Source organism: Bacillus sp. N447-1, assembly GCF_022701035.1.
Classification (GTDB): Bacteria; Bacillota; Bacilli; order Bacillales; family Bacillaceae_G; genus Bacillus_A; species Bacillus_A cereus.
Genome location: NZ_CP065509.1, coordinates 2,695,348 through 2,708,405 on the forward strand (window position 1 = coordinate 2,695,348; position 13,058 = coordinate 2,708,405).

Below are 13,058 nucleotides of genomic sequence, written 5' to 3' on the forward strand. Positions count from 1 at the left end.
CATTGCAAAAATATATTAATTTTTACTGATTTACTTTTTTAATACTCTTTTCTTCTTCTATATGTTCCTCACGATATGAAATATTATGAGGATCTAGTCCATTTCCTAAAGAACCATAGAAATGCTCTCTATGCGGATCCACTAATTCACTTCCTTGATAATACACACGTGGTGTATTCCATAGCGCTGCCAAAGCTTTTGTCATCGGCATCTCATGATAGCGTTCCGGCCACATTTCTTTAATCTTCTCTTTTACTAACGGATAGTATTTAGAACTCATAGCGGGAAACAGATGATGTTCTGTATGATATGAGAAATTGAAATGTAAAACGTCTACCCAGCGCGGCACTGTTACTGACAAACAGTTTGCTAACGGATCATTTACTGGAACAATTGGATTTAAGCGGTGATTTGTTGCGATATATGCCATTACAATAAAGTTAGCAATTAACAACGGAATGACATATGCAAATAACCATTTTCCAGGTCCCATAATAAACAATAAACTAATCCAAACTGTCCAAGGCAAAAGAAGTTGAAGCCATACAGATTTTTGATTGGATGACTTGAACTCTTTTATAAAATGAAAGAACATTCGAGTCGAATGCAATGTAAATTGAATTGTTAGTGACAGAAAACTAAAGAATGAACGTACATGTAAAGGCATACGATATACCCAACTCAAAAACTTACTCTTCTTAAGTTTCTCAAGTGTCGGCCATGCATCTGGATCATTCTCTTCATGCTGTGTATGAACATGATGCGTTGCATTATGCCACTTTCTCCAAAGCTTTGGCCCTGTTGATAATGGCATAAATGCAATCGCGCCTAAGAAGTCACGAAGCCATGCCTTTCTTACAACAGTTCCATGTAAAATTTCATGCCCTAAAAATCCTAGTGAAGCAAAACATAATCCAAGAACAATCGCAATTCCTAGATTCGCCCACACATTCAATTCAAATACACCAATCGATATTAATCCCGCCAATGCCACAAGCAAATAAGCCAGTCCACCAAATAAACGAGTAGGCACTGGTTTAAATGCTTTTTTCGGCAAATGTGGTGATACACGTGCTGCATACCACCCAAACGTATGAAGCTCCTTCATCCTTTTGCTCCTTTCTTATGCCGCGCCTTGCGCAACTTACATATATCAATTCTTGCTTCCAGATTGATTTTACTAGATGATCCAAAAAGCATCTACTATAAGGAAAATATACTCACTCTATCGTCACTTATTTTTCGCTTTTATTATCAATGAAAAACATTTCTCTTTTTACTCTCTATCAACCTTTCCACATGATGAATCATAACAATAGAATTTCTATATTGTCAACACCTTTTATGACCTAGTAATAAAAGGTGGTTATATTTTTATAATCATACTTTATTTCACTAAAGAAAATGTATAGATTCCATAAGGATTTACCCACTATATATAGACATTTTCTTAAACGCCATAGACTCTATCTCATTCAATAACTCCTATGTAATCAACAAACAGAATCACTTGAATTTAGTTTTATATAAATCCTACTACATCATAATGCCCCACCTAATTAATTATATTAAAATAATTTATAACCTCTTTTAATAAAAATAGACTACTTCTAAAACAACACACATGAATTTCATATAATATGGAAATATTAAAAGGAAAATTGTTCTAAAATCAGGAGGTTTCCGCAATGACAAGTGATACATTTCCACAACTGCCGCTATCTTATTGGATTGAATCTACTCAGTTTCCTACTTTCCCTCGTTTATCCGAAAATATAAAGACGAAAGTTGCTATTATCGGTGCTGGTATTACAGGTATTACTACTGCCTATTTACTTGCAAAAGAAGGCATCGATGTTGTTTTAATTGATTCTGGTCGTATTTTAAATGGAACGACTGGGCATACAACAGCGAAAGTAACAGCACAACATGATCTTATTTATGATGAATTAATAAATCATTTCGGTGTAGAAAAGGCCCGGCTTTACTATGAATCAAATAATCAGGCTCTACAATTCATAAATAAAACTGTTCAAACATATAAAATCGACTGTAATTTCTCAAATGAAGATTCATATTTATATACAACTACTGATAACGGATTAAGAAATTTATCGAAAGAATATGAAGCTTATCAAAAATTAAATATGCCTTGTGACTATGTTCAATCTCTATCGATTCCTATTCCAGTACAATCTGCGCTTGTAATGAAAAATCAAGCACAATTCCATCCCCTTCTTTATTTAAAAACACTTTTAGAAAAGTTTGTGGAGATGGGCGGAAAGGTCTACGAACAAACAACAGCTATGGATGTGGAAAAGGGCGATTATTCACAAATAATTACAAAAGAGGGCCATCATATCACTTGTGAATATGTCGTCTCTTGTTCACATTTTCCTTTTTATGATGCGAATAGCTTTTTCTTTACGCGAATGTACGCAGAACGCTCCTACGCTCTTGCAATAAAAGCAAAAACGGAGTATCCAGGTGGCATGTATTTAAGTATTGATGATCCAAAGCGCTCCTTACGCTATATAACAAACAATGGAGAAAAATTAATTTTGATTGGCGGAGAGAGTCATAAAACAGGTCAGGGAATAAATACGATGCTTCATTATGAAGCACTCTATTCTTTTGCTGAAGCCACTTTTGGAATAGATGAAGTTCCTTATAGATGGTCAGCACAAGATTTAATTACTCTAGATAAGCTTCCTTATATCGGACATATTAACGAAAGAAATCCAAATATATTTGTTGCAACTGGATATCGCAAATGGGGAATGACAACTGGAACTGCTGCCGCTCACCTACTGAAGGACTCCATCCTAAAAGTTCACAGTCCCTATAAAGAACTGTATGCACCATCACGCTTCCATGCAAATCCAGATATAAAAACGTTCCTCTCCCAAAACATTGATGTTGCGAAACATTTAATTGCAGGAAAGATTGAAACCGCATTACGTAAGCCAGAAGATCTCGAAGTTGGTGAAGGATCTGTCGTACATGTTAACGGTAAACGAGCAGGTGCTTATAAGGACAAAGAAGGAAAATTACATATCGTCGATACAACTTGTACACATCTCGGCTGTGAAGTTGAATGGAATAATGGTGATTGTACTTGGGATTGCCCTTGCCATGGTTCTCGTTTTTCAATTGAGGGAGACGTTCTTGAAGGCCCAGCAGATCAACCGTTAAAACGAGTTGATAATGAGTAAACAAATAAAGAAGTTCAACAAAATTACTGTTGAACTTCTTTATTTGTTATAAACCCTTTTCAGATAAAATTCGACACAAGGAGGAAAATATTAACATTAAATAAAATAATATATTCATCTACAAATTAAAAGGGGTGAATATTATGCAACCTTCAGCTCCACCTCATCTAGAATCTACAGAAACTATCTTTCCAAGCTCTATTACAAAACTTGTTGTTTTTATTTGTTGGCTAGCCATTTTAGCTGATGGATATGATTTAGGTATTTACGGTGCCGTTCTACCAAAGCTCCTAGAAGACAAAAGCTGGGCGCTATCACCAGCGCATGCTGGTACAATTGCAAGCTATGCTTTATTTGGGATGTTTATTGGGGCTATTCTAGTTGGAACGATTACAGATCTAATTGGGCGTAAATGGACGCTTATATGCTGTTTAGCACTTTTTTCTATCACAATGGGTTTAGCGGCTATCGCTCCTTCTCCTGAGTTATTTGGATTATCTCGATTTATAGGAGGAATCGGATTAGGCGGTGTTATCCCAACAGCTTCAGCACTTACTGTTGAATATTCACCAAAAAAAAGGCAATCTTTTATTTATGCTCTTATGTTTACTGGCTATCCTTTAGGTATCGTGTTAGGTGCTATTTTGTCCATGCTTATGTTAGAAGATTTCGGATGGAGAATTATGTTTGGTATCGGAATGATTCCACTACTCCTCATTCCTTTCATTATTCGCTATTTACCCGAGTCCATTCAATTTTTATTATCACGTAATCGCCAAGAAGAAGTGAACCAAATTCTTAATCGTTTTCAAATTGAATTTCATGTAAAAGATAAAACTCATCAAGACCCATCTACTATACGAAAGAAAAATGGATTTTTTACTTTATTCTCAAAAGAATACATAAAAGCAACGCTACTTTTTTGGATCACTTATATAATGGGAATGTTTTTAATATATGGTTTAAACACTTGGTTACCACAGATGATGCGCCAGGCAGGATATCCTCTTGGGTCTAGTCTGTCATTTCTACTTATGCTAAATATTACCGCAGCTATCGGCGCACTATTCGCTGGAGCAATTGCTGATCGTATAGGAGCAAAAATTGTTATTAGCATCTCTTATCTTATGGCAGCCATATGTATCGGACTATTAACAATCAAACCATCTGTTACAATCATTTATCTTTTAATTGGCCTTGCTGGTATTGGATCAGTCGGTATTACTCAAATATTAAATGCATATGTAACACAATACTTCCCATCACATATCCGAGCTACCTCCTTAGGCTGGGGACTGGGGCTTGGCCGAGTTGGTGCAATTGCTGGCCCAATTCTCGTCGGTATTATTATGACAATGCAATATGACTTAGCATGGAATTTTTACTTATTCTCCTTTGCAGGTCTTATCGCAGCTATATCTGTTTTCTTCATTCCTACAAAATAAAAAGAGCACAAACTTACTTGTGCTCTTTTTCATATGCTTCAAACAACATATCTCGAAACAATGTATTTAAACTCTCAATATCGATTCCTGATCCCTTTTCAATTCCTTTTACATATTGCTGATAGTAATGAATTTGTTCTTCTAAAAATTGATTTAACACCTTAATTTTCAATCCAACATCTAATTCAGTACCTGCTTTTTTCTTTATTAACAACTTTTCAATTTCATCTAATACGCTACGTTCTAATGATAATTCTGTAATTAATCGATCAAATTCTACAGGAGGTAAAGTCGTTTTCTCTTCTAGCCACTTACAAGCTAAAATGGGACGTAATACATAAAAGTACTTTTTCAGCTTTACATTCTCACCTTGCAAAAATTCACGATAATTTTTCGAAGCCATATGTAAATAATGATATATCGTTGCTTTTGGATCAAAATTCTTCTCACTCATCTGTTGAAGTAGTTCTGGAAAATTAGAGTTTTTCGAATAAAAAATTGGTGATCGAATCCACTCAAGTAAAGCAGGATTCGACTTCGCGAATAGTTGCAACGCCTTTTTAATATCCCAACCACTTATATCTAAATCATCACTAATTGGATACTCAATTACATCTCGTTTGTCATGAATTGATAAATACCATTCTACCGGATGTATATAAACAAACCTAACATCATAATCGCTATCTTTCGATGGAAACCCCCAAGCACGACTCCCTGATTCCACCGCAAATAAAATTTTTACATCATTCTCTTTTTCAATTCTTTCTAACTCCAACTCGATTTTCTCTCTCATTTCATAACATCTCCATTTTTTGATTATTTCCTTGGAAATTCGACAATACACTATTAATTTTACTACATACTAAAAAAACTGTCAGAAATTACTGACAGCCTAATGAAACGTCTATTGTTGCTGTTCAATTACAGTAGCAGCAATTCGTTCAAACTCTTTTTGAATCTCCTCTTTATATGCATCTACTATTGAAAAATCCATAGCAGCAATATAAATTCGTTCTAATTTATCACGAACCGATTTTGCTTTCGCTAAGAAAGACATCGCCTCATTCATTTTTGCTTTATATTGAATGGAGACATCACGAATTTCCTTCGCATATTTCTCATCCGTCCCTGGCGTAACAATAAGGGCATACATATCAATAATTTCATCACCCTCGCGACTTGGAAAATATTCATGTGGTGCGGTGCTATCAAAAATTGCAAAGCCTAATTCTCTTACGATAACCATATCAAGACTATTCGGGTCAAATCCGCAATGATATACTTCAACTTCAAACCCTTTTTCTTCAGCTGCCTTAGCTAACTTTTTGAGCATCGTTGATTTTCCAGAGCCTGGGCGCCCTTTTATAAAATAACGATGTGGTAACCCTTCTGTTAAATTAGGAACAAAATCAACTGCTCCTTTCGGTGTAGCAGCTCCTAAAAAACGATGTTTTACAAGCGATTGTCTCCCGCTTTTATCTGCAAATAATTTCTGGATTAGCTGATTGGTTAGTTCATTTGCTTTATTAAAATCTATATTATCAATATATATCTTCTCCCACTCATCATGTATAACCAATGCCTCTTTAAAACGTGCGTAAGCAGACTGAAAAGCTTTGCTTGCTTCTGAAACAAATCTTTCAATTTCTAACTTCTGCTTTCTTAGTTTATCTGAGTCCCAAGCAATTCCTAAATTTATATACTCTTCAACAACTCCTGGCATTTTTGGCTCAATAACATGCGGCGATGTCCCATCAACAATTCCTACTTTTAATTTTGGGATAATTACACCATCAACCGATTTATTATCAGAAGAACAATGTAAAAATTCAATATCATATCCTTTTTCAATCCATTCACGACCTATTGCCTTTATTAAAGAAGATTTTCCCGTTCCTGGGCCACCCTTTAAGATAAATAATCTGTCTAATCCTTTTAAATTCTCTTCGTATAAATTGTGAAATCCCCTAGCTGTATTACCACCAGCATAATAATTTAATACATTTCCTGTCACTGCACTCACTCCTTCGCAGCATTCTATTTACATAAGCTACAATATGCGAGCAGCTTTATTTGGGTGAATACCTATTTTGTATTGCACGCAAAAAGGAAATGAATTACAATTTAACTATCGGAAAATTCCGATTTTAAAAACTGAATACTTCTTTATCAAGAGAGGCAGAGGGACCGGCCCTTTGAAGCCCAGCAACCTCAGTTTATACAAACTGAATAGGTGCTAATTCCTGCAAAATGCAATGCATTTTGGAAGATAAAACTCAACTAGCATGTAAAGCTCATCTTTCTTGATACTGAAGGATGAGCTTTTTATTATTTGAAAAACATATATTGGAGGTATGTAAAATGAAAGTAATTGATTTATCACAAACATTTGAAAATAATATGTCTCAATTTCCTGGAACACCTAAAATACAACTAGAAGCTGTTACAAGTGTTGAAGAATCAGGATATCAAGTTACAGATTTTCATTCTGTCGTTCATGTTGGCACGCATTGTGATGCTCCTGCGCATTTTATTTCAGGCGCAACGACCATCGATCAATTACCGCTGGATCAATTTGTAGGTGAAGCTGTTCTTATAGATGTAACACATATTCAAGAGCGAAAATTACCTAAGACAGTATTGCATAATACTGACATAAAAGAAGGTGATATTGTTATTTTTCATTCTAATCTATCCACAAAATGGAATACAGAAGCTTATGAGAAGGAAGCATTTTATCTTTCTGAAGAATTAGCTAAAGAACTAGTGCGATTAAAAGTAAAATCTATCGGTTTAGATTTCATTTCTCCTGATGAAGTCACAACAGAAACATCACCGATTCATCACATATTACTAGGGAATGATATTTACTTAATTGAAAACTTAACAAATCTAGATGCTATCGAAGCAAAACGTTTCTTTTTCTCAGCAGCACCTTTAAAAATTAAAAATAGTGACGGTGCTTTCGCAAGAGCATTTGCTGTTATTTTTTAAACATAGCCTATAAAAAAAGCAAAGGCCACTACTGGTCTTTGCTTCTATATTTTCTATTTAAATTAAGAAAGAATTGTTCCACACGAGGACGCACCCAAGCTAAACAATCTATCTCTTTCTTCTTTGTGCAAGCTATCTCTTCTCCATCTACCATTTCAACAAGTTCTAGTTCTAACAGTTGCCTCGTGAATGCTAACATATTCACTTCTTCGGATGGATACTCTTCTTTTAATTTCTCCTCAATTTCCCCCAATAAAAAACCGTCACGCATCATTGCCAATGCATCAATCCAAAGTGGCGGCATTTCATATTTTTCTCCTGTAATTGTATCTTTTACAATATAATTCTTTTGCTCTTTTCGAAATTGAATCGTGTGTAAACATACAGTCGAATTTAATGTTAATTCCATCATACCACCTCTTTCATAATATCTGCATAGAAAAAAGGATGCGTGTGCACCCCTTCTTATCTTTTCATAACACTACTGAACCGCTACATGAGCAATCAATCTCATGTCGATATTTTCCTCCATTATAAACGAAGTATTTTATAAAAAAAACCCTTCTTGAAACATTTTATAAAATGTTTATATTTACACAACAAGAACACTTTTCTGAAAAATCTTTTCTCCCAATACATTAAAAGGTCGGCAAAAAAATTTCTACTTTCGTTCCTACTCCTACACTACTTTGGATCGTGATACTCCCTTGATGTTCCTTAATAATTTTATATGTAATCATTAATCCAAGTCCTGTACCAGTCTCCTTTGTTGTGTAAAACGCCTTGCCAATTTTTTCTAACTTCTCATTCTCTATACCAAATCCTTGGTCTTCAACAGAAATACACAAATGTCCTTGCGTTTTTTGATATGCACGGATATGAATTTCTCCACCCTCTGGCATTGATTCTATTCCATTTTTAATGATATTTAATAACACTTGTTTTAATTGCTTATCATCACCGTTTATAGCCGGTAAATTCCCATCTACTTGTAAATGACATTTAACTCTATATTGCGTTGCATAACTTTCCATTAGATGCACAACATATAGAAGGATGTCTCGTATATTACACCTTTCATAATTTGTTGGCTTTGGTTTTCCTAACAACATCAATTCACTAACAAATCCATTGACTCTTTCAATTTCTTGTAGCATAATGTCGTAGCTCATCGTATCAGTTGGATTTCTTTCTTTTTGCATTTGCGTAAACCCTTTTAACGCTGTTAACGGATTTCGAATTTCATGAGCAATTGTTGTAGACATAGTCCCAATCACAGCTAAATTTTCCGTCTCTTTCATATTGTTCATCATTTCAACCACTGTTCTTACATAAGATTGAAATCGTTTTAATAAAGAATGTGAAATAATGAAATAAAATACACATAAAACAAGTGGAATTATCACTTTTAAATCTTGTAATAGCAATGTGAAAAATACGTACTTTCCAATTACACTAAAGGACACTAAATAAAAGTATTTTCTATTCACGAAAACCGGGGCAAATAAAATTAATAACATTTCTACCATACTGCCATGTTCAAAAGGTCTATCCGTTCGCAAATAAATCATTAAATTATTCACAAGATTGATAAACATGTACCCAAATAAAAATAAATATTTTACAGAATATACATACCCTCTTTTTTGAAGATATATAGAAATAGGAAATAATGCTATTACAAATATAGGCACACCTATCCCAAGACTACCTTCTGGCCAACCTACCGCTGTTCCACTAATATTCATAGCAGGATATACAAAATAATATATAGCGTCATATAAAAAGAATATAATATAAAATAATAATATAAATACCTTTAAGGCTCTTCTTTCTTCATAAATCAAGCTCTTGTATTTATTCATATAAAAACTCCCCTTGATCGATACAAAAAACTTTCATTGTTATCTCCTTAAAGTATAAGTATGAAATTGCTTTCAGGGCAATATTTAACCTTATAATACTGAAAGGAAGGAGATCTCTCCTTCCTTTTGGTAACAACTTACATCCATCTTACCCTGTCATGTAACAATCCATCCGTAAAATTATTATGCCCTATTACAAAATCCTTCATATATAAATTTAAATACTCACCGTACTTACTTTCTGTATTTAATAACAACTCCTCAACGTAATAAGCACCTTGTTCAAATTGATCTAAAAGTAAACTGGACAAGCCCGCATAAATCCCGCACCCTACCTGAAAATACGTTGCATTCGTTTTATATTTACGAAAAACTTGGCTACTATTCATCACATTATACATATATGTCTCACTATTTTCATAAACGAGTAACACACCGACCAAGTCCTCTCCAGCAACCTCTTCTTCCGCTGGATTAAACACTTTACGATTCCAGTTCCATAAATCTTCTACTTGATCTAAGTTCTGTCTAATTATATTTGTTGTATACTCATTAATTCGGTAAAGAAAACCAACTTCCATATTAAAGTTTTTCCCTAAAATTAATACTTCCTCATGTGGCATTAAACAACCATAGAATTCTTTTTCTCCTAACTTCACTTTATACTCTGAAGCATATACATCTTCATAAAAGTAAAGAGGACGATGATGGCTCATATACATCGGATAACTCCAGATTGCTTCATCTAAAAATCGCTCTACTGCCCATGAAGCATAAAGTGTATGTGGCTTTATAAGTGCTGTATCATTCAAAAATGACGTGTCATGTTCTACAATATAACATGCTCTTGGCCTTTCATTTGGTCGTTCCTTCATAAGTTCAACAACCATCCATTGAACAACACCTGGATTCATACCTGAACCTATAATCGCTTTTGTATTTGTAAATTTCTCTTTCTCCTTCTCAAACCTTGTATATCTTTCCGTAAGCTGAAAGCCAATTAAGCTATCGTCCTGATCTACTGCCTCATTTTCCAAGGCTGAGTTAATATAACAAATTCCTAGTTCATTACAGCAGCTTAATACTCTAATTGTATCTGCCCCTGAAACATCAATCACAACACTCGTTCTTTTTTCTTTTAAATGTTGTTTAAATTCCACTACATTTTGAAGGTTTATTTCATATAAATATAATTGACCTTTCAGATTCGAAAACAACTCATCATAATAAGTCCTATCTTTTTGTTTTATATCCACCAAATGAAATTTGGCATTCTTTAATACTTCATAAATTGGATCTTTTTCATTTGCTATCGCTTGATTTAAAATTGCTAAAACTGCTTTTGCTGCTCCACCAGCACTACCAAGCAATGTAATTGATAACGAATTCGGAAACTGCTCCACAAACAAAACCCCTTTAATAAATTAGTTGAGCAGCTCCTCCTCAAAAAATAAATTGAATATATAATAAGATAGCTCGTACACAATGTTTATAAGTTAGTGCAAAGTTACCTTTTAAAAAATCACACTATACTATGCTTATATTCAATTCATTTTCCCCTCATCTCCAAATTAAACTAAAACAAATAGGCTCGACCTTTTCTTCTGCATATAAAAGAAAAAGCCAGCCCTTTCAACTAGCTTACGGACAATGGACAGATTTTACATGTTGAATATTTACATACATTTTCGCATCACGTGCTTTTGATATTTCAATATGACCTTCATCAATTTTCGCCATTTTTCCAATTTTATTGGACTCCTCACCTAAATCAAACACCATAATTTTCCCAGCCATTTTAATAAGCTGTTCTTCAAACGTTCGAGCTAACGTAATATTTAACGGATTCACGGGGAGTTCATTTTTATTGAGGGCATAAGGCACTTGATTTTCTTTATACGGAATTAACCATTTCAAGTGTTTTAAAGATATATATACAGTTTTATAAACTGGACTATAAAAAACAATATAATCGTTCATCACACTTGTAACATAACCATGTATTGGAGCATTTCCGGCTACATAAATTTCCGTAAAAATCCCTTTAGATGTACTTAATACTTTCCTCAAAGAAATTGAAGGAGACTCTCTCTTAATTACAGAATCCACATCTGGTTTTGAGATTTCTTCATCATTTGATCTTAAAACTTATAATATTGTACATGATATAAAGATATATATACGTAGTCTTGTCCATTGTAAAGAACAACGATATCATTTCCTACATCAATTAATATACCTTTAAATCTTTTTCACCGATTAATTTAACATATATATTTTCTCCAATACTTTTGTTTAACTCATTCATCTATATCCTCCTTCCTACGAATTTCTTCTTATCTGTCTTCCATTTCTAAAAAAATAATCAGGGCAAAGTTCTGTTTTAATAGTAAGTAATTCCTTTTCATACTATCGAAATAAGAAATTGTTCTTCTCTTTCCCTCATAATGCCCCTCTTATTTATTAAACATTATTCATCTTCATTCTTTTTACATTTAACTACTTGACTCACACTCTTAATATGAGACTTAATTACATAAATAACTTCATCACCGTTTACTAGTGTAATACAGCCATGGTGTACCTCACTTAATAAACCTTCCACACACTCTGGACCGCCACGATTAATTTTTACCCACTTATACTTCAAGTCTTTTAATATATCTAAAAAAGTATCCTCATCAGAGCAGAAACATGAACTATAGCAATCGCCACATTTACTTTCTTTCACTTTCTTCACTAGACTCTTCACATGTTTCAACTGATAATATACTAATTCACCATGAGGTAACTGTAACGTTAGATAATCTTTTCCTAACGATACGAGCTCACCAACTCGACTTTCTGGTCCACGAAGGTTTACTTTTACAGTCTCACCAACTAAACATTTAATTTGGTCACAGCATAATACATTCTCCAATTTCGTATCCCCCTTTCTTATTATCTTCCTCTACTTGATTGTCTTTGTGCACGAGCACGACCTGAATTATCGCTACTTTCCTTACTATCGTCGCTCTCATCGCTCTCTCCGCATGCTAAAGCATTATAGTTAACACTTTTAATATGCTTTATTGCAATTAATATAATTTCTTCTTTTACGATTAATGTTACGAAGTCACAAGAAACATCTTGCAAAATGCCTTCCACTTTCTCTGGACCGCCGCGATTAATTTTCACCCAGCAATATTTGAAACTTTCAAGTAGTGCTTCAAAATCTTCTGCACAGGCGCAATCTTCCCACTCACAATCACTTGATCCACATTCTTTCGCATTTTTTGTAATACTTTTTAGATGTTTAAGTTGATAGTAATAAAGCTCACCTTTTTCATTCTTCAATACGAAGTAGTCCTGACATACTGATATTATTGTTCCTTTTTGAGATTCTGGACCACCCCTGTTTACTCTCACAAAAGATCCAATTAAGTCTTTCAAAAAATCACAATGAAATAAACTCACGAGAAAACCCCTTCCATTAATTTATAAGCTTTTGCACTGATAGTATATGTATCTGTACAGGTTACGTTCTCTATGTTTGT

11 protein-coding genes, 1 pseudogene and 1 riboswitch are annotated in these 13,058 nt (G+C 34.0%); of the genes and pseudogenes, 3 read left to right on the forward strand and 9 right to left on the reverse strand.

Translation table 11 applies throughout. From position 1 onward, the window contains the following. Positions 1-22 precede the first annotated feature (22 nt). The gene (gene desB, locus IQ781_RS13560) at positions 23-1,108 is read right to left on the reverse strand and encodes a Delta(10) desaturase DesB (RefSeq protein WP_000661226.1); all 1,086 of its coding nucleotides are present in this window, start codon (positions 1,106-1,108) and stop codon (positions 23-25) included. Between the two features lie 580 nt (positions 1,109-1,688). Here desB and IQ781_RS13565 point away from each other — a divergent pair. Next, positions 1,689-3,215: an FAD-dependent oxidoreductase gene (locus tag IQ781_RS13565; RefSeq protein ID WP_139847033.1), complete on the forward strand. Its 1,527-nt coding sequence runs from the start codon at positions 1,689-1,691 to the stop codon at positions 3,213-3,215. Positions 3,216-3,358: 143 nt separating this feature from the next. Further along, positions 3,359-4,660 carry an MFS transporter gene (locus IQ781_RS13570; RefSeq protein ID WP_001183082.1) on the forward strand — a complete coding sequence of 434 codons (1,302 nt, stop codon included), beginning with the start codon at positions 3,359-3,361 and terminating at the stop codon, positions 4,658-4,660. 13 nt (positions 4,661-4,673) lie between these two features. On the opposite strand, the gene IQ781_RS13575 is transcribed toward IQ781_RS13570, so the two are convergent. After that, positions 4,674-5,456: a nucleotidyltransferase domain-containing protein gene (locus IQ781_RS13575; protein WP_001208237.1), complete on the reverse strand. Its 783-nt coding sequence runs from the start codon at positions 5,454-5,456 to the stop codon at positions 4,674-4,676. Positions 5,457-5,567: 111 nt separating this feature from the next. Then, entirely contained in the window at positions 5,568-6,677 is a 1,110-nt protein-coding gene (locus tag IQ781_RS13580; protein ID WP_017657398.1) for a PRK06851 family protein, read from the reverse strand. Positions 6,678-6,826: 149 nt separating this feature from the next. Next, positions 6,827-6,939: riboswitch (SAM riboswitch) on the forward strand. Between the two features lie 85 nt (positions 6,940-7,024). On the opposite strand from IQ781_RS13580, the gene IQ781_RS13585 reads away from it, so the two are divergent. Then, positions 7,025-7,657, forward strand: coding sequence for a cyclase family protein (locus tag IQ781_RS13585; protein WP_006926178.1), 633 nt, complete (start codon positions 7,025-7,027; stop codon positions 7,655-7,657). Between the two features lie 28 nt (positions 7,658-7,685). On the opposite strand, the gene IQ781_RS13590 is transcribed toward IQ781_RS13585, so the two are convergent. From IQ781_RS13590 to IQ781_RS13615, 6 genes and pseudogenes are all read right to left on the reverse strand, one after another. Further along, positions 7,686-8,066: a hypothetical protein gene (locus IQ781_RS13590; protein ID WP_000424116.1), complete on the reverse strand. Its 381-nt coding sequence runs from the start codon at positions 8,064-8,066 to the stop codon at positions 7,686-7,688. Between the two features lie 229 nt (positions 8,067-8,295). Continuing rightward, positions 8,296-9,522 (reverse strand): ATP-binding protein, encoded by a 1,227-nt coding sequence (locus IQ781_RS13595; RefSeq protein WP_001046103.1) that lies wholly within the window; start codon positions 9,520-9,522, stop codon positions 8,296-8,298. Positions 9,523-9,659: 137 nt separating this feature from the next. Next, positions 9,660-10,925 carry a hypothetical protein gene (locus tag IQ781_RS13600; protein ID WP_000434719.1) on the reverse strand — a complete coding sequence of 422 codons (1,266 nt, stop codon included), beginning with the start codon at positions 10,923-10,925 and terminating at the stop codon, positions 9,660-9,662. Between the two features lie 238 nt (positions 10,926-11,163). Then, positions 11,164-11,830, reverse strand: a pseudogene (locus IQ781_RS13605) (LSm family protein). A gap of 162 nt (positions 11,831-11,992) precedes the next feature. Beyond that, complete coding sequence (locus IQ781_RS13610) at positions 11,993-12,442, reverse strand: spore coat protein B (protein WP_000432509.1); 450 nt, start codon at positions 12,440-12,442, stop codon at positions 11,993-11,995. A gap of 20 nt (positions 12,443-12,462) precedes the next feature. After that, the gene (locus IQ781_RS13615; protein ID WP_000051525.1) at positions 12,463-12,978 is read right to left on the reverse strand and encodes a spore coat protein B; all 516 of its coding nucleotides are present in this window, start codon (positions 12,976-12,978) and stop codon (positions 12,463-12,465) included. Positions 12,979-13,058 lie beyond the last annotated feature (80 nt).